The organism is Streptomyces davaonensis JCM 4913, from assembly GCF_000349325.1.
In the GTDB taxonomy this organism is placed as follows: Bacteria; Actinomycetota; Actinomycetes; order Streptomycetales; family Streptomycetaceae; genus Streptomyces; species Streptomyces davaonensis.
Genome location: NC_020504.1, coordinates 4,971,391 through 4,989,083, shown reverse-complemented (window position 1 = coordinate 4,989,083; position 17,693 = coordinate 4,971,391). Strand labels below are relative to the sequence as shown.

The following is a 17,693-nucleotide window of genomic DNA, read 5'->3' as shown; positions in this document are numbered from 1 at the left end:
CGCGGTCATTGGCTGCCTCGCAGCAGGCGGGCGGCTTCTTCGGCGGGGACGGCGGACAGGAACGGCAGGATGCGGGAGAGGCCGTGGAGGGTGTCGACGCCGGCCGCCGCCACGATGACGGTGATGGGAAGCCGTTCTTCGAAGAGTTCGGCCAGCCACGTGGACCTGAGGCGGCCCATGACCAGGCGGGGGACGTTCGGGCTGGGCCGGGTGCGGGCCAGGAAGTTCGTGACGGTGTTGGTGCCGCGGCTGTAGGAGTTGGGGCGGAACAGGTACTGGGCGGCCCCCGTGGTGTCGAGACGGTCGGCGGCGGAGGCCAGGACCCCTTCCCAGGGACGGCGGCAGAGGATTTCCCGTTTCCGGGGCCCGCGGGTGACCACGACGACGGGGCCTGCCCCTCCTGAGGATCTGCGGATGTCATGGACGCGTACCGGGATGACCTCGGGTGAGTCGAGTCCGGCACCGAGCCCGAGCGCCATCAGCGTCTTGCAGCCCCAGCGCAGTTCCTCGGTGGGCTGTCCGCTGACCCAGCCCCACAGGTCCGCAAGCTCGGTCCGGCTGTAAGGCGCGTTGGGCACAGAAGCCGACAGCTTGGCGGGCCTCCCGGTCCGGCATTCACCGCCCAGGACGACCTCGCTGAGCCGCAGGAGCCTGCACCGGTAGTTGCCGCGGGTGCTCTCCCGCACGGTGGGGCAGCCGACCGCGATGAACCGCTCGATCACCTCGCGGGCGAGCCACACCTCGGCTTTGCCGGGCAGTCCCTCGCCGTTGCAGAACAGCGCCAACTGGGAGAGCGCGGAGAGCAGTTCACGCGCCTTGTAGGGCAGGAGCGGGTCGGCCAGGCGGACGACGCGGCGCACTTCGTCGCCGACGCGGCCCCACCCCGCGGGGGAGCCGTCCGGGCTGTAGGAATCAATGCGCTGACTCATCACATGCCGCCACACCAGCACCCCAGCCGGAGGGGTGCTATTCGAATAACATGTATCCGTGGCAGCAGTCCCGCGCGACCCGGGAGGACCGGATGGGTCAGACTTCACCTCATGCCTCAAGGAGATGCCCGCCGCCTGCCGCCGCGTGCTTACTGCACCCGCGGTGCGTGGCCTGAGGCCGTCATGGAGGAGCATCACGGGGCGCGCGTCGCCCAAGCGCTCGCTGTCCGACTCCGTGCGGCGATCGGCACGAAGGGATGGTCGGTGGCCGAGCTGTCCCGGCGCAGCGGAGTCGCCCGCTACACGATCGCCAAGGCTCTGGCCGGTGAGGCCTGGCCTGATCTGCTCACCATCGCCAGTCTGGAAAAGGCCCTGGAAGTGGACCTGTGGCCGGGGCGAGAAGTGTGACGGGAGCGGCTGCGGGGGGCGAAAGAAGGGCTGTTCGAGACTGAACATGAAGCGGTCATCCCTTCGGGCGAAGGGCAGGACCATATTTCGCATCGCGCTACCGGCGGCGCGAGGCCGTCCGTAAAATACAGCGTGGCACGAACTGATCCGGCACTGTGGAAGGTCCTCGGGAGGTTCGTCGCTGTTGGCCGCCACCACGGAAGAAATTCCAGGTGGCGGCCCTCTTTTACTGGTCTGGGCAGGTGTTCGAGTTTGCTCTAGATGCTCTGTCGGGCGCCGGCGGCCCACTGATAATTCGAACCCGGGTGCTTCACGAGCTCACCGGCGCGTACCAGCTCGTCCATGCTGACGCGAACGCTCTTCGTCTTGGTGGGTACGCCCAGGGAATCCGCCATGGAGCCCGCCTTCCAGAGACGTTGCGGGTCCTGACGCATGAGCTCGCGGATACGGTCCTTCCGGGTCAGGCCCTGCCCGTTGGGTGCTGTCATCTCGCTTTCCTCTTCATCGTCGTCATCCAGCGACTGCTGCCGCTGGTCCGGGATACCGTTCCGCCGCCACTCCTCCGCGGTGTCCTTGTGCTTCTTGAGCTGGCGCATCAGGCGCAACTCCTGTCGCACTTTGTAAAGGTCCTTCTGTAGGCCCACTTCTTCGACTTCAAGCTTCGCGATGTGCGCATCTGGGTCACTGGCAAACTCTTCCCATGGAAGGTCCTCAATCATTTGTGAACCGTATCTATGACAGGCCATCCGCAACCTTCTCCGCAAGGGGTATTTCACTCGAACTGGCGACATGATCAATTACCTTTGCCCTTTGAGTTCGAGAGTGCTCGAAAAGGTTGCAATTCTCCCCTGTGGTATTTGCTGGCATGCTGGAACGTTTCGCCCGTTGGTATTCCCTGCTTCCTCCCTGTGCTGTTTAGGTCGGCGGGCTACCTTGCTTCACTTTCGGTCCTATGTCGATCGGCGGGCGGAGTCGCTTCTCTTGGGTAAGTGGGTACCTGGGTACCCACTTCCTTTTAGGTATCGAGATGTGTCCTGAGGGGGTGGAGATCGGTCAGTCATCGGGAATCTCCTGTTTTCTCGGATATGGCTGACGGCGATCAGGCCGTTCCTGTTGGGTAAGGCAGACAGGTAAGGCGTGCTGGCCTGCGCTTTGATACGACGGTTCGTGCGTCTGCTGCGTGGCAAGACGTGTGTCTTGGGCTTCACGCGCCGTAGGGGTGGCATCCCAGGCATAGGGCATGACTGGCCTGGGTGCGCTCGCGTATGGCCCTCTCTCCTGTCTGGCAGGTGCCGACACGGGCGTGCCGCGCGAGCCGACAGCCTTGGCCCGGGTATGCGAGGCGGCCTGTTCGACGGCAGGCTGTGCACAGGGCACTGGCAATGACAGGTCCTCAGCGGAGACAGCCGGACCGGAGAACAGGCAGCGCCACTACTTTTTGACCTGTGCTGCGTCGCACAAGCGCTGCAACCTGTCCGCGTCGTTCTGGTGCGACAGCTGCGGAGTGCTTCTCCCGCGAACGCCCGGCGAGCATCTGCCCACCTGTGGCCGACGGTCCGGCGAAAGCGCCCGGCATACGAGTTCCCGCCTCGTACCGCGCGGCCGCCCGTGTCGTGAACGAGGGTGCGGGGGCGGACTCGTGGAGTGGTAGAACGCCGAGAACGTGGTGGCGGTGGGCACGGTGGTATTCGGTCTGGTGACCGCTGTCGCCGTCGTCTGGTACGAGCGTCGGGTTCCGCGCCGTAAGCGCATCGGATTCCGGGTTCAGATGGACACTCGGGTCGGCAGCCACGCCCGTAACGGCAGACGGGCCAACGTCCAGCAGGACTGCTGATCCGGCTCGGCGCGTTCAAGGCAGACAGTGATCACGCGACGCACGAGGTGCAATCCGAGCGCGGAAACGTCTCACAGTGTTGGTGCGCGCTTGGCGGTGGCGCCGGGGTGCAGGTTGGTGCGCAAGACCGCAGCGGCCTGGTTGATGGCGGCGTCAGCGGCGTGGGTGGTGCGCATTGCGTCGAGCATGACGAAGCCGTTGGTGACGCCGTGGTAGCGCACCGACAGCACTGGCACACCGGCTGTTCGCAGCGCGCCCGCGTAGGCCTCGCCCTCGTCGCGCAGGCAGTCGGCCTCGGCGGTGATGACGGTGGCCGGTGGCAGGAGGGCCAGTTCGTCCGGGCTGGTGCGCAGCGGCGCGGCGACGGGGTCGCGGCGGGTGTCCGGGTCGGGGCAGTACTGGTCCCAGAAGTCCCGGTAGCCCTGGGCGCGCAGGGCGTAGCCGACAGCGAACTGCTGGTAGGAGTCGGTGTCGAAGGCGGTGTCCGTGGCGGGGTAGAACAGCAGTTGGTGAGCGAAATCCACGCCGCCGCGGCGGATGGCGAGCAGCGCGAGGCCGCAGGCGATCGTGGCGCCCATCTGGTCCCCGCCGACGGCCAGAGGTGCCTCCGCGGTCGCCCGGCCGGCGAGCCACTCGGCAACGGCCCAGCACTCCTCCAGGGCGGTGGGAAAGCGGGCCTCGGGAGAGAGCGTGTACTCGGGGAACGCGACAGCGATGTGGGCGCCGACCGCGAGTTCCCGCACCAGGCGGTCATGGGTGGAGGCGTTGCCCATCACCCAGCCGCCACCGTGGACGAACAGCAGCGTGGGCAGCGGGCCGTCGGCGCCGGGCGGCCGCACCATGCGTACCGGGACGTCGCCGACCAGGACCCATTCTTCTTCCACGTCGGGCCGCGGGGTGGGGCGGGCCTGCAACTCGTCGAGCATGCGGCGCTTTTCCGAGGGCGGCACGGTGTAGAGGTAGGGGATGACTTCTCCTGCCTCGCAGAAGGCCTGGGCCTCGGGTTCCAGCGGGATGCCGAGCGGGTTGGCGTTCATCGGCGTCTCGCTTGTGCTGCCAGCTGCCAGTCGCGGGGGGTCATGCCGTAAGCCTGGCGGAAGACCCGCCCGAAGTGCGAGGCGCTGACGAACCCCCAGGTGTGGGCCATGTCGCGGACACTGACCTCGCGGGAGGTGTGGCGGGCCAGTTCCCGGCGGCAGCGTTCCAGGCGGGCCCGGAGGATGAACTTGGACACAGAGAGGTCCTCACCGGCGAACACCTTGTGGAGATAGCGGACGGACACGTGGTGGGCGGCGGCGATGACCTCAGGTGAGAGATCGGGCCGGTTCAGGTTGGCCTCGATGAACGCCTTCACCCGCAGCACGAACGTATGGCGGGCGGCGTCGTTCTCGGGCATCTGCGACAGGGCCTCGCCGACCAGTGTCGTCAGGATGTCCGTGACCTCACCGACGAGTTTGTCGCGGGTGTGTGGGTGCAGCCGGGAGCCTTGCCGGGACAGGCGGGTCAGGAACGGGACGAGGAACGCCGACAGGGCGTGGTTCTGGCGCAGCGGGGTGCCGGTCAGCTGCGACAGGTCCATCTCCGGCAGGCCCAGGGCGGCTTTGGGGAACATGAACACACGGGCGGCGAACTGATCAGGGGACTCGGCGGTGAAAGGGCGCGAGGTGTCGATCAGGGTGAAGTCGCCTTCCTCGAGAAAGGTCTCTTCGCCGTTTTGCTCCAGCCTGCTGCGACCGGCGTCGAGGAAGGCCAACTGCAAGGAATCGGCCGGATCTTCGGCCACATGGCGCCAGGTGCGGCGGGCCAGGAAGGGCGGACCGTCGGGTTCGGTCACCACGAGGATGTGACCGAATCGCTCGTAGCGAGCATTGCGCCGACGCACCGGGCAGTCTTCGTTCCGGCCGACGCGCAGATCCAGGAGCGGCATCTCGTCCGCCAGTTCGCCCATGCGCCCTCCCCGTCCGGCCGCTCACGCCCCACGCGTCGTACGTCATGCCGTACCGGCGAGACGCCGCCTCGTGCGCCCCGGCCTTCAGGCCGGATTCCTCCAGGGTCCATGACATCAGACCGTTCGGCGCGCGATGGCCTGTGCGTGCACGGGTCCGGCTGCGGACAGGCGACTGGCCGCTTGCATTGCTTACCGTGAGAAGGCACCCGCCAAGGTCTGCCGGATCTCTCCTTCGGGGGTGCTGCGCGCGCTGCCGCCGATGTCAGCGCCGCCCACGATCTCGATGCGATGCGTAGGCCGCCGGCCTGGGGCGCTGTGGCCGGCCGAGGACTCCGCCGCGACCTCGGATCACGAGTGGTCGGTCAAGGCTGACAGCTAAGGGGGCGGACACGGTGACGGGGGCGGACTCGGTCCAGGCGTTGGTGCCGGGCGCTGCTGCGACGGGCACAGCGGCGCAATTGATCGGCCGGGACAGCGAGCTGGCTCTGCTCAGGCAGTGTGTTGTGCCGCAGGAGGACGACGCTGGGCAGGCGGTCCTGCTGGTGGCTGAGGCGGGTGTCGGCAAGACCGCGCTGTTGGATGCGACGGCCACGCAGGCCGCGCAGGCCGGTAGGCGGATTCTGCGGGTGCGCGGTACCCGAGGGGAAGCCGACCTCGCCTTCGCCGGCCTGCACCAGCTGCTGTGGCCTGTCCTGTCCCGCGCCGAGTCGTTGGCGCCCCGGCAAAGGCATGCGCTTCAGGCGGCGTTCGGGCTCCAGGACGACGCCCAGCCTCACGTGCCTGACCGGCTGCTGCTGGGCCTGGCGACCCTGACCTTGCTGTCGGACCTCGCCGCGGAGAAGCCGCTGCTGATCGTGGTCGATGACGCCCACTGGGTCGACTCCGGATCCTTGGACGTCCTGTCCTTTCTGGCCCGTCGGCTGGAAGGTGAATCCATCAGCGTCCTTGCCGCCTGCCGCACCGAGGCCGCCCCCGAACTCTTGAGCCATGCCATGCAGGCCATCGCTGTGGGCCCGCTGGACGAGACGGCCGCCCACGCGCTGCTGGACGCCCAGCCCACAGCCCCCACCGGGCGCCATCGCACCCGCATCGTGCAGTGCGCGAACGGGAACCCGCTGGCCCTCGTGGAACTGGCCCGCTGCACCGACCCCGACCAGCTCACCACAGCGCCGCTGCCCATCAGCCGCCGCCTGGAAGACCTGTACGCCGCTCAGCTCACCGCGCTGCCTTCCGCAACCCGTACGGTCCTGCTGCTCGCGGCAGCTGCCGACGCCCCGGACCTCTCCATGGTCCTGGGCATCGTCCCCGAGGCCGCCGACCCGGCGACCTGGCAGCATGCCGAGCATGCCGACTTGATCCGTATCAGCGGCCGCTCCATCACCTTCCGCCACCCGTTGATCCGCTCGGCCGTCTATCAGGCGGCGAGTCAGCCCGAGCGCCGACAGGCGCACCTGCACTTGGCCGAAGCCCTCAGCCACGACTTCGACCGCCGGGCCTGGCACCTCGCGGCGGCCGCCTTCGGTCCCGACGACGACGCGGCAGCCGCCCTGGACAAGACGGCCGAGCGTGCAATCAGCCGGGGTGCCACCGAATCGGCGGCAACCGCACTCGAGCAGGCGGCGTCCCTCAGCGGCACTCCGCTTCAGCAGGCGCAGCGGCTGATGAAAGCCGCGGGCGTCCTCGCTGTCGACGACCACGTCGAACGCGCTGGCGAACTCGCAGCCCGTGCTGCCCACATCACCGCCGACGACGGACTGCGACGGCAAGCCGAGATGCTGCGCGGCTGGGTACTGTCGGCCGGCCTGCGCCAGAGCGAAGCCTTCACCCACTTGATGGCCACCGCCCGATCTCTCGCCAGGGCCGACCCCGAGGCGGCCCTGCAAGCACTCGCTGTCGGTGCGGCCGTCGCCAACCACGCCGGCGTCGATGCGCACCGTCAGCAGGTCGACGAGGCGCTGAACCGTATGCTCTTTGCCGACGGGTTACCACGCTTGTGGGTGTCCACTGCGGTCAACCCGCTCACTCGCCGCCCCGAGGCACTGGCTGCGGTTCGAGAAGCTCTCGCGCCTCGCCCGCCTGACAGCCCTCCGCACAGTCCCCGAGAACAGATCTGGCTGTCCGGGATGGCCTGGCTCCTCGACGAGACGTCAGCCGCAATCCACTTCGGCCGCGCCTGCGACCCGCTGGCCCACGACCGGCCCGAGTTCCGTAACCGGCAGATGGCCCTCACCTACGGCTGGGCCTGCCTCGAACACGGTTGGTGGACTCACACCCGCGCCGTCATCGACGAAGCCAACGCCGCGGCGGCCACCCGGCCTTTCGGCCGTGCCGAGGTCTACGTGATGACCCTGGAAGCCAACCTGTGCGCACTACAGGGCGACACCGACCGAGCCCACCATCTCACCGGACAGGTCTTCGACCTCGTCGACGCCGAGCCGGTGCGCCAGATCCGGGCCCGCACCCACTGGGCCACCGGCCTCGCCCATGCCGCGACCGACGACCACGAGGCGGCGTTCGCGGCGCTGCGCCGCATGTTCCACCCGGACGCCACCCCCTTGCACTTCCACGCCTCCCCGTACGCCATCGCCGACCTCGCTGAAGCGGCCGTCCGCAGCGGACACACCGAAGGAGCCCGCCCCCTGCTCACCCACCTCCTTGAGAGCCTTCCCGCCGAGCGTTCCGCGCGGCTCAATGGCCGCCTCCTGCACGCCCAGGCCCTCCTCGACGACTCCGGCCGCGCAGATGATCTCTTCTGCGCCGCCCTGACCGACGACCAACTCGCACCCTGGCCCTTCGAGCACGCGCAAACCACCCTCGCGCACGGCCAGTGGCTGCGCCGCAACGGCCGCATCAACGACGCCCGCGCACCCCTCAACCACGCCCTGGAAACCTTCCAACGCCTGGGAGCAGCCCCCTGGGCGGCACGCGCTGCCGCCGAGCTGCGTGCGTCCGGCGTCACCCTCCACGCCCCGGCTTCGGACGCACTCAACGACCTGTCCGCGCAGCAGCAACAGATCGTCCGCCTCGCCGCCGAGGGCATGACCAACCGCGAGATCGGCGAACGCCTCTTCCTCTCGCCACGCACGGTCGGCCACCACTTGTACCGGGTGTTCCCCAAACTCGGCATCACCTCCCGCCACCAGCTGCGCGACCTCATCGGTGGCGACGGGCCTGGTCGCTGACCACCTAATCTCCGGCGCCTCCGGAGACGGCCGCACCGACCAGGACCGCTCAGCACCGTGGGGCGGCCGCTGGTGGCTCGGGTCCCCAACCCAGCACGCGGCTGGGGGCCATGACGAGGTGACCCTCCTCGGCTGCGCCGTGGCTGCCAGGAGAAGTCCTTCAACATCGGGACGATGGCGCGGATGCCATCGGGCGGGAGGGAACGCCCGTGGGTGTGTTGCTGGTGAGCTACGGCTTGTCGAGGCCGAGGAGCTGGAACTCCCAGGCGAGGCTGGTGCCGACTCCGCCGCCGTGGGCGAAGAGGATGTCGGCGAAGCCGGGGACGGTGGCCTCCCGTGCCCAGTCGCGCTGCCACTCTCCGGCGACGGCCATCCAGGTCAGGGGGACGACGCCGGCCTGGACCATGCGCTGGACGGCGCGCTCGTGGGCTTCGGGGCTGACGCCGCCGCAGGCGTCGGTGACGACGAACACCTTGTAGCCGTCGGCGAGGGCGTGGACGGCCGGGAACGCGACGCAGATCTCCGTCCACAGGCCCGCGATCAGTAGGTTCTTGCGGCCGGTGGCGGCCACGGCGTCGACGACGCGCTGGTCCTCCCAGCTGTTGACGGTCGTGCGCTCGATGGGTTCCTGGTCCGGGAAGACGTCCTGGATCTGAGGTATCAGGCGGCCGCCGCGATCGGGGACGACCGTGCTGAGGATGGTCGGGACGCCGAAGAGCTTGGCGGCCTTCGTCAGGCCCGCGGCGGCGTTGACGACGGCGCCGGGCTCGTGGCTGTGCAGTCCGGCGAACTGCGAGCCCTGGTGGTCGATCATGAGCAGCACGCTGTCCTGCGGGGTGACCAGGGCGTGTAAGCCGGTGTAGGGGGTGGCAGTGGCCATGTCGCTCTCCGTGTCTCGGATGGCCCCTGGATATGGGGCCGACGCGACGTCCACTCTTGCCTTCCGAGTCGGCCGGAGGCGTCTGACGGGTGACTGGTCCTTGATGACTGGCCGGCTCGCTGAAAGCGCCGCTGTTGCCACGCCGAAGAGCCCAACCGTGGCGGCACGGCACTGTGTTCGCGCAGTGGGCCGGAGTCTGCCAAGCGGCCGCGCACGGTGGGCAATCCATCGCGTGACCTGCGGCGAGTACGTGCCGCCGCTGGCTCCAGGGACGGTACGTGGCCGCCTGGTTCGGCGGATGGGGGTATGTCCGTACGGCAGGACCAGTCACGTGACAGACGCGCGCCGGTCGACGCCCGCCGCAGTCTGTGGGGACCTGCCCGGCGCGGCCTTCTAGGTCATACCGCCTGCTGCCGCCGCGCCAGGCGATGGCTCCCCTTCCTGGGGAGCTTCCCCGCTTCTGCGCAGATGAGGAGGGTCTGGACATGGCCCCAGGTGCTGTTCCCGTGGTGCTGATCCACGGTCTGTGGATCCATCCGGCGAGTTGGCAGAGCTGGATCGAACTCTTGGAGGAGGCGGGCTACGACCCGATCGCCCCGGGTTGGCCCGGCGTGGGGGAGACACCGGAGGATACGCGGGCGCATCCGGCGGCCACCGCCGGTTACGGGATCGCGGACATCGCCGACCACTACGCGCGGATCATCGCGGACCTGCCGGTGAAGCCGCTGGTGATCGGCCACTCCTTCGGCGGTCTGATCGCCCAGAACCTACTGGGACGTGAGCTGGCAGCGGCGGCGGTCGCCATCGACCCCGCTCCGATCCGGGGCGTCAAGCCGGTGCCGGTGTCGACGCTGCGGTCGACGTTCGTGGCGCTGGGCAACCCGGGCAACCGCTCCAAGGCGATCTCACTCAACGCCAAGCAGTTCGGTTACGCGTTCGGCAACGCCCTGCCTGCCGACGAGTCGGACGACCTGTACGCGCGGTGGGCGATACCCGGTCCGGCCCGGCCGCTGTTCGAGGCGGCGTTCGCCAACTTCAGCCCGTCCTCCCCGGCACGGGTCGCCACGCGCAACAGTGCGCGGGGCCCGCTGCTGCTGATGTCGGGCGGCAAGGACCACATCGTGCCGCCGGCGGTGGTGCGTTCGGCGGCGAAGCAGTACCGCCACACCTCTGCCGTGACCGAGGTTCGCGAGTTCCCCGACCGCGGCCACTCCCTCACCCTCGACCACGGCTGGCGTGAGGTCGCCGATGCGGCCGTGGGCTGGCTGGACAAGAACCATCCCGCCTGAGTCTGGCGCGGCCCACCCCCATCACAGCGATGCAGCCCGGCGGCGACCCAAGCGGGCGCCGACCGGTGCCCTCGCGCTCACCCTCTCGTGCCCCTGCGTGCTGACCTGATCCGGAGGATTCTCGTGTCCGTCTCTTCTTCTCCATCCCGCCGTTCGGCGCTGGCGTTCGCGGCCGCTGTGACGGCCGGCGCGGCCATGGCCGTCACACCGCTGGCCGACGCGGTCGCAGACACCCGATACACCGGCGGCGGCCGGCCGACGGTCGTGCTGGTCCACGGTGCGTGGGCGGACGCGTCCGGGTGGAGCACCGTGGTAGGTCAACTGCAAGAGGCCGGTTTCCCGGTGATCGCCCCCGCCATCCCGCTCAGAGGCCTGTCCTCGGACGCCGCCTACCTCGCCAAACTCCTGGAGGTGACGCCCGGACCGCTGATACTGGTCGGTCACTCCTACGGCGGCGCCGTCATCTCCCAGGCCGCCGCGGGCAACGACCGCGTGCAGGCGCTGGTGTACGTGGCGGCGTTCATCCCGGACGCCGGGGAGTCCGCGGCTGCCCTGGCGGTGAAGTTCCCCGGCTCGCACCTCAGCGACGACCCGCACGCGGAGATCCCCACCGCACTCCAGCCCGTTCCCTACGACGGCGGCATCGACCTCTACCTCAGGCCGGACAAGTTCCGGGACGTCTTCCTCTCCAACCGGCTGTCCCGTCAGCGCGCGGCAGTCCTGGCCGCCACCCAGCGTCCGGCCGGTGCAGTGGCGCTGGGCGAGCCGGCACAGGAGGCCGCCTGGAAGACCGTGCCCTCCTACGCCCTCGTGGCCGGAGCCGACCACACCATTCCCCCGGCCGCCGAACGCTTCATGGCCCAGCGCGCCGGCGCGCACACCGTCGAGGCCGACGCCCCGCACGCCGTCCACCTCACCCACCCCGACACCGTCGTCCGCCTCATCCGGCGTGCCGCGAAGGAGACCAGCTGATGCCGTACATCACCGTGGGCGAGGAGAACAGCGCCCCGATCGAGCTGTACTACGAGGACCACGGCAGCGGACAGCCGGTGGTGCTCATCCACGGCTACCCGCTGGACGGCCACTCCTGGGAGAAGCAACTGCCCGCCCTGCTGAAGGCCGGGCACCGGGTGATCACCTACGACCGCCGAGGCTTCGGCCGCTCCTCCAAGCCCGCCACCGGCTACGACTACGACACCTTCGCTTCCGACCTCGACACGCTGCTCACCACGCTGGACCTCACCGACACGGCGCTGGTCGGCTTCTCGATGGGCACCGGCGAGGTCGGCCGCTACCTGGGCACCTACGGCTCACAGCGCATCGCCAAGGCGGTGTTCCTGGCATCGCTGGAGCCGTTCCTGCTGAAGACCGACGACAACCCGGCCGGCGTCGACCAGCAGGTGTTCGACGGCATCCTGGAGGCGGTCACGAAGGACCGGTACGCCTACTTCACCGGCTTCTTCCAGGCGTTCTACAACCTCGACGACACCCTCGGGGACCGGATCAGCAGCGAGGCGGTCAGCGCGAGCTGGACCGTCGCCGGTACCTCCTCGTCGGTCGCGTCAGTGGCGTGCGTCCCCACGTGGCTGACCGATTTCCGCGGCGACGTGGCCCGCATCGACGTCCCCGCGCTGATCGTGCACGGCACCGCCGACCGCATCCTGCCCGTTGAGGCAACGGGGCGGCCCTTCCACGCCCTGCTGCCGTCCGCGGAGTACGTGGAGATCGACGGCGCCCCGCACGGGCTGCTGTGGACACACGCCGAGGAGGTCAACGCCGCCCTGCTGGCCTTCCTCGCCAAGTAGCCAGCGGCCGTGCCGCACAGGTCAGTTGCCGGGCCAGGCGGCGAGGGCTTGGTCGGCGACCCGGTGCAGGTCCTCGCGGGCGGCGCCGCTGGCGGCCTGCACCGAGATGCCCTGGCCCACGGTGGTCAGGTAGCGGGCCAGGGCATCGGCATCGACCGGCTCCGGCAGGTCCCCCTCTCGCTGCGCGCGCTCGAACCGCTCCCGCAGGGCACCCACTCCCAACTCGCGTCGGGCGGCGAGGTCGGCGCGGGCCGGCTCGCCTTCGGGCCCGCAGGCGAGGGCGGACTGCACCAGCAGACAGCCCCGCGGGCAGCCGGGCGTGGTGTAGGCGTCGGCGCAGCCGTGCAGCATCGTCTCGGCCACCTGGCGGGCCGTGGGCTGCTGCATGGCTTCGGCGACGAACGCGCCGGGGCCGTCCAGATAGCGGTCGACGGCCTTGCGGAACAGCTCCTCCTTGTTGCCGTAAGCGGCGTAGATGCTGCGCCGGTTGATGCCCATGACCTCGGTGAGCTCGTTGAGCGAGGCGCCCTCGTAGCCCTCGGCCCAGAACAGCCTCATGGCCTTGTCGAGGGCCTCGTCGGTGTCGAAGGAGCGGGGCCGTCCTGTCCTGGCCATCGAAGCCTCCTCAGAAAAAGTCTGCCGTAGCGGAATGGATCCGCCGGGGCCCGCGTTGGAGCCACCACGACATAGTAACCGAACGGTTCGGAATTACGGATGTCGCTGAGACGGAGCAAACAGATCATGACCACGCAGCTCGCGGACGACGCCACCACCTCGACACAGGCCCCGCTCGCCGGGAGGGTCGCGCTGGTGACGGGCGGATCCCGCGGCATCGGCGCCGCGATCGTGCGCCGCCTGGCCGCTGACGGCGCCGCCGTCGCGTTCACCTACTCCAGCGCCAAGGACACCGCCGAGGCCCTCGCCGAGGAGATCAACCAGGCCGGGCACACGGTGCTGGCGATCCAGGCCGACAGCGCGGACGAGGAAGCGGTGCGCGCCGCGATCGCCGAGACGGTCCAGCACCTGGGCGCCCTGGACATCCTGGTGAACAACGCGGGCGTCGCCCACGTCGCCCCGCTGGAGGACTTCCCCCTCACCGAGTTCGACCGGATGATCGCGGTCAACGTGCGGGGCGTGTTCACCGCCATCCAGGCGGCCGCACCCCACCTCGGCCAGGGCGGACGCATCATCACCATCGGCAGCATCAACGCCGACCGCATCCCGGTGCCGGGTGTGGGCGTGTACTCCCTGACCAAGGCCGCCGTCGCGGGCCTCACCCGCGGCCTGGCCCGTGAGCTCGGCCCGCGGGGCATCACCGTCAACACCGTGCAGCCCGGTCCCACCGAGACCGACATGAACCCCGATGCCGGCCCGTTCGCCGAGTCCATGAAGCAGCTCATGCCGCTGGGCCACTACGCCCAGCCGGCCGACATCGCCAGCGCCGTGGCCTACCTGGCCCGCCCCGAGGCCCGGTTCATCACCGGCACCAGCTGGGACGTCGACGGCGGCTTCGCCGTCTGACACCCCCGAAGCAGCCGGGCGGGGTTTCCCCGGCCCCGCCCGGCGCCCTACCTGTCGCACCGTCAGCAACCCACAGCCACCCAGGAGAAGGCCATGTCCATCGGAATCATCGGAGCCGGAGCCATCGGCGCGGCACTCGCCGAGCGCCTCGTCGCCGCCGGCGAGAACGTCCTCATCAGCAACAGCCGGGGCCCCGACTCCCTGAGCGCACTGGTCAGCGCGGCCGGCCCCGGACTGACCGCGGTGACGGTCAAGGAGGCCGCGCAGCAGGACGTCGTCGTCCTGGCCGTGCCCTGGAAGCGTCTGAAGGACGCCATCGCCGCCACCGGGCTCACCGGCTGGGAAGGCCGCATCGTCATCGACACCACCAACCCCCTCGGCCCGCCCGACTTCAAGGTCGCGAACCTCGGTGGCCGTACCTCCAGCGAAGTCGTCGCCGACCTCGTGCCCGGCGCCAAACTGGTCAAGGCCTTCAACACCCTGCCGCCCCACGTTCTGGGCGCCAACCCCCGCTCCGGCAGCGGCCGCAGGGTCATCTTCCTGTCCGGCGACGACGCCGGCGCCAACGACCGCATCACCCGCCTGATCGAACGCGCCGGCTGGGCCGCGGTCGACCTCGGCCCGCTCGCCACCGGCGGCCGCCTCCAGCAGTTCCCCGGCGGCCCGCTGCCCACCCTCAGCCTGCTGAAGGAGAACTGACGTGACCGGCACCTTCTGGTTCCTCGGCGGCACCGTCGACGTCAAACTCCCCGCCCACGACACCGACGGGCGCGCCTCCGTACTGGAGTTCACAGACCCCCACGACCAGTCGCCGCCGCTGCACGTCCACACCCGCGAAGACGAGATCTGGGCCGTCCTGGACGGGGAGATCACCTTCTTCGTCGGCGACCAGGAGTATGACCTCGGCCCGGGCGACGTGGCCTTCGGACCGCGCGGCGTCCCGCACAGCTACCGCGTCCGCAGCGAGAGCGCCCGCATGCTGGCCACGTTCGCACCCGCCGGCATCGAGGAGTGGTTCATCCGCAACGGCACCCCCGTCACCACCCTCGACCAGCTCCCCGCCCACTTCGACCTCAACGCCGCCATCACCACAGCCGCCGAATACGGCCTCCAAGTCGTCGGCCCCCCGCCCACCCGCACCCCCAAGGCCAGCGACGCCGTCCCCGCCGGCACCGCGACACCGGAGGAGGTACGGACCTGGAACCGCGGCATCCAGGACGAGTTCCGCGAGGGCGGCGGAAAGGTCGGCGGCGTCTTCAAGGGCGCCGACATGGCCCTGCTCACCACCACCGGCGCCAAGTCCGGCCGGCCCGCCACCACCCCGATCACGTACTACCGCGACGGCGACCGCATCCTCCTCGTCGCCTCCAACTTCGGCCGCGACCGCCACCCCGCCTGGTACCACAACGTACGCGCCAACCCCGCCGCCACCCTGGAGATCGGCACCGAGACCCTCACCGCCCTCGCCACCGTCACCGAAGGCGACGAACGCGACCGCCTCTTCGCCCACGTCGTCACACTCCAGCCCGGCTACGCCGAGTACCAGAAGAACACCGACCGGCTCATCCCGATCGTCGCCTTCACCATCAAGGAGCCCTCCTGATGCCCAGGGCGGTCCGCTTCAGCCGCTACGGCGGACCCGAAGTCCTCCACATCGCCGAGGTCGACGAGCCCGAACCGCGGCCGGGGGAGATCGTGGTGGCCGTCGAGGCCGCCGCGATCAACCCCGGCGAGATCGGCATCCGCGAAGGCGCCTTCGCCGACCTGTGGCCCGCGCACTTCCCCGAAGGACAGGGCAACGACTACGCCGGAACCGTCCACACCGTGGGGCCCGGCGTGACGACGTTCCGTCCAGGGGACGAAGTCATGGGCTTCGCCCCGCGCGCCGCCCAGGCCGACTTCGTCCGCACCCGCCCCGACCGCCTGGCCCGCAAACCCCGATCCCTCGACTGGGCGCAGGCCGCCGTCATCCCGGGCGTCGGCGCGACGGCCTACGCGGAAACCGCAGCACTCCAGCTGTCGGCACACGACACCGTGGTCATCTCCGCAGGCGCGGGAGGAGTGGGCTCCATCGCCATCCAACTCGCCCACCACCGCGGCGCCACGGTTATCGCCACCGGCAGCAAGACGAGCTTCCCCTTCCTCGAATCCCTCGGCGCCATCCCCGTCGAGTACGGCGAGGGCCTCGCCGACCGGATCCGCGAGGCCACCCCCGCCCCCGTGACGGCGTACCTCGACCACTTCGGCCGCGGCAACGTAGCCACCGCCCTGGAACTCGGCGTTCCCCCGACCAGAATCAACACCCTCGCCGACGGCGCCGCCGTTGCACGCCGCACAGCACGATCCGTCGGCCAGGCCGAAGCGGACACCCCCGAGATCTGGGAAACCCTGGCAGCCATGGCCGTCAGCGGCGACATCGCCTTCCCCATCGACTCGGTGTATCCACTGGACGAGGTACGCGCCGCGTACATCAAACTCGCCGAACGCCATACCCACGGCAAGATCGCCCTCACCACAGGACGCGCAGTAGCTCCCACTATCCCGCCGCTGTCATGACCACACGGCGGCTGGGGAGACCCACCCGCGGGACTGCCTGAGCACGCCAGGCACAGCAGGCCCCGCCTGCGATGATCCACTGTGGGCGGCGATGTGCGCCCATGCTGACCGGGTGCCAGGGAGGGCGCCCTCCGCGAGGAATGTAGGGCCCGAAGCCGATATCGAATTCCATGAGAGTGGGACAGAATCTCAGCCTCGGGCCGACGCGGGGCTGGCCAGGACGCTGCTGCTGGGCGGCGAACGCGTGTGAACCGAGCGGCCGACAGACAGCACTGAACCTGTCCGGATCAGAGGGACCTCGTTTAAGGGTTTGTAAGTCAGCCATTGGGATGCTTGGTGGTGTTATTCGAATAACATCACGGAACCGTTGAAGCATGGATGACACCCAGCTGAGCGGCCGCGACGTGGTACGTCCCGTGATCATCGATTCACCAAAGCGCTTGCTCCTCCTGATCCCGTGCGGGGACGAGGGCGAAATCAGTTGGATGCTGCCGACGATCCGCATGCGCCCCGGGGAGACCATCCGGCGCGCAGCAACCCGTCATCTGCGTCGCGTCGTACATCTCCCCGCACTGTGCATTTCGCCCCTGATCGGTCGGCTCCCCCGCAGGGATGCACCCGAAGGCATGCAGTACGTCGTCGTGGTGCGCCCTGCGGCGGAGAGCTGGCCGTCGGCTGTGCGCCTCGCGCTCACCCCGGAAGCCTGCTGGTGGACGACAGCCGAGCTGAGGTCGGCCCACGAACCGGTCGAGCCCTCTGAACTGCTCGACTTCATGGACGGCTACTGGGCCGGGTGGCTGCCCGACGGAGAAATCTCGCTCGAATGACCGGCGGCGCCGGATCGCAGCCCTCACCCCCGCAGCATCAGGAGGACAGAAAGTGACCCTGCACGCCGTTGAGATCACCCTGACTCGGTCCGTGGACGCCGTCGAACTGAGGGCCGCGCAGGAGGACAGCTCCCTGCCCATGGCAGCAGCGGGCGATCGCAGAAGGCTTGTGATCCTCGTGTCGGCGAAGAACGAACGACAGGCCATGCGGAAGATCTGGAAGCGGCTGGAGGACGCCCTTCCGATCGACGTGCTGTGCAGTCTCTTCCCGGGGGCGGATGGGAAGTACCTGATGAGCATCCCCATGAGCGACGCGACCCACGAACGGATCCGGGAGCGCGCTGTCGCCGAGGGGAAGACTCCAGAGGAGTACTTGCAGGAGGCGATTGCCCAGGCGCTGGCCCGTGACCGGTCTGCGCGCCAAGCGCAGTTGGCCTGCGCGCTGAACGAGCTGCTGCGTACCTATAGCCCTGAGGAGATCACAGGGGCGGCTGCGCGAAGAATCGACGCCTGA

The 17,693-nt window shown here is 69.4% G+C and carries 18 protein-coding genes; 12 read left to right on the top strand and 6 right to left on the bottom strand.

All coding sequences use genetic code 11. From position 1 onward, the window contains the following. Window positions 1–5: 5 nt before the first annotated feature. Window positions 6–929 carry a hypothetical protein gene (locus tag BN159_RS21960; RefSeq protein WP_015659199.1) on the bottom strand — a complete coding sequence of 308 codons (924 nt, stop codon included), beginning with the start codon at window positions 927–929 and terminating at the stop codon, window positions 6–8. 111 nt (window positions 930–1,040) lie between these two features. Between BN159_RS21960 and BN159_RS21955 the strand changes: the two genes are divergently transcribed. Beyond that, window positions 1,041–1,337, top strand: coding sequence for a helix-turn-helix domain-containing protein (locus tag BN159_RS21955; RefSeq protein ID WP_231905637.1), 297 nt, complete (start codon window positions 1,041–1,043; stop codon window positions 1,335–1,337). A gap of 257 nt (window positions 1,338–1,594) precedes the next feature. Here BN159_RS21955 and BN159_RS21950 read toward each other — a convergent pair whose 3' ends face one another. Continuing rightward, entirely contained in the window at window positions 1,595–2,056 is a 462-nt protein-coding gene (locus BN159_RS21950) for a hypothetical protein (RefSeq protein WP_157901114.1), read from the bottom strand. 953 nt (window positions 2,057–3,009) lie between these two features. On the opposite strand from BN159_RS21950, the gene BN159_RS45820 reads away from it, so the two are divergent. Continuing rightward, window positions 3,010–3,171 (top strand): hypothetical protein, encoded by a 162-nt coding sequence (locus BN159_RS45820; RefSeq protein WP_157901113.1) that lies wholly within the window; start codon window positions 3,010–3,012, stop codon window positions 3,169–3,171. 71 nt (window positions 3,172–3,242) lie between these two features. Here the strand turns inward: BN159_RS45820 and BN159_RS21945 are convergent, their stop codons facing one another. After that, entirely contained in the window at window positions 3,243–4,208 is a 966-nt protein-coding gene (locus tag BN159_RS21945; RefSeq protein ID WP_015659196.1) for an alpha/beta hydrolase, read from the bottom strand. Then, entirely contained in the window at window positions 4,205–5,119 is a 915-nt protein-coding gene (locus BN159_RS21940; protein ID WP_015659195.1) for a helix-turn-helix domain-containing protein, read from the bottom strand. Before BN159_RS21940 ends, BN159_RS21945 begins: the two co-directional genes overlap by 4 nt. A 392-nt stretch (window positions 5,120–5,511) precedes the next feature. Here BN159_RS21940 and BN159_RS21935 point away from each other — a divergent pair, with 392 nt between their 5' ends. Beyond that, a complete protein-coding gene (locus BN159_RS21935; RefSeq protein ID WP_015659194.1) occupies window positions 5,512–8,301 on the top strand; it encodes a helix-turn-helix transcriptional regulator in 2,790 nt (929 codons plus the stop codon). Between the two features lie 229 nt (window positions 8,302–8,530). Here BN159_RS21935 and BN159_RS21930 read toward each other — a convergent pair whose 3' ends face one another. Further along, complete coding sequence (locus BN159_RS21930) at window positions 8,531–9,181, bottom strand: hydrolase (RefSeq protein ID WP_015659193.1); 651 nt, start codon at window positions 9,179–9,181, stop codon at window positions 8,531–8,533. A 485-nt stretch (window positions 9,182–9,666) separates the two neighbouring features. Here BN159_RS21930 and BN159_RS21925 point away from each other — a divergent pair, with 485 nt between their 5' ends. From BN159_RS21925 to BN159_RS21915, 3 genes are all read left to right on the top strand, one after another. After that, on the top strand, window positions 9,667–10,470 hold the full coding sequence (locus BN159_RS21925) for an alpha/beta hydrolase (protein WP_015659192.1): 804 nt from the start codon (window positions 9,667–9,669) through the stop codon (window positions 10,468–10,470). A gap of 123 nt (window positions 10,471–10,593) precedes the next feature. Next, window positions 10,594–11,442 carry an alpha/beta fold hydrolase gene (locus BN159_RS21920; protein WP_015659191.1) on the top strand — a complete coding sequence of 283 codons (849 nt, stop codon included), beginning with the start codon at window positions 10,594–10,596 and terminating at the stop codon, window positions 11,440–11,442. Further along, window positions 11,442–12,275 (top strand): alpha/beta fold hydrolase, encoded by an 834-nt coding sequence (locus BN159_RS21915; protein WP_015659190.1) that lies wholly within the window; start codon window positions 11,442–11,444, stop codon window positions 12,273–12,275. The genes BN159_RS21920 and BN159_RS21915 overlap by 1 nt, the downstream gene beginning before the upstream one ends. 21 nt (window positions 12,276–12,296) lie before the next feature. Here the strand turns inward: BN159_RS21915 and BN159_RS21910 are convergent, their stop codons facing one another. Beyond that, entirely contained in the window at window positions 12,297–12,890 is a 594-nt protein-coding gene (locus BN159_RS21910) for a TetR/AcrR family transcriptional regulator (RefSeq protein ID WP_015659189.1), read from the bottom strand. A gap of 126 nt (window positions 12,891–13,016) precedes the next feature. Here BN159_RS21910 and BN159_RS21905 point away from each other — a divergent pair, with 126 nt between their 5' ends. From BN159_RS21905 to BN159_RS21875, 6 genes are all read left to right on the top strand, one after another. Further along, window positions 13,017–13,796, top strand: coding sequence for a 3-oxoacyl-ACP reductase family protein (locus BN159_RS21905; protein ID WP_015659188.1), 780 nt, complete (start codon window positions 13,017–13,019; stop codon window positions 13,794–13,796). 51 nt (window positions 13,797–13,847) lie between these two features. After that, window positions 13,848–14,495 (top strand): NADPH-dependent F420 reductase, encoded by a 648-nt coding sequence (locus BN159_RS21900; protein ID WP_269451015.1) that lies wholly within the window; start codon window positions 13,848–13,850, stop codon window positions 14,493–14,495. A gap of 1 nt (window position 14,496) precedes the next feature. Then, complete coding sequence (locus BN159_RS44115) at window positions 14,497–15,399, top strand: nitroreductase/quinone reductase family protein (protein ID WP_015659186.1); 903 nt, start codon at window positions 14,497–14,499, stop codon at window positions 15,397–15,399. Then, entirely contained in the window at window positions 15,399–16,352 is a 954-nt protein-coding gene (locus tag BN159_RS21885; protein WP_015659185.1) for an NADP-dependent oxidoreductase, read from the top strand. Before BN159_RS44115 ends, BN159_RS21885 begins: the two co-directional genes overlap by 1 nt. Window positions 16,353–16,726: 374 nt before the next feature. Further along, window positions 16,727–17,179: an NUDIX hydrolase gene (locus BN159_RS21880; RefSeq protein ID WP_015659184.1), complete on the top strand. Its 453-nt coding sequence runs from the start codon at window positions 16,727–16,729 to the stop codon at window positions 17,177–17,179. A 52-nt stretch (window positions 17,180–17,231) separates the two neighbouring features. After that, a complete protein-coding gene (locus BN159_RS21875) occupies window positions 17,232–17,693 on the top strand; it encodes a hypothetical protein (protein WP_015659183.1) in 462 nt (153 codons plus the stop codon).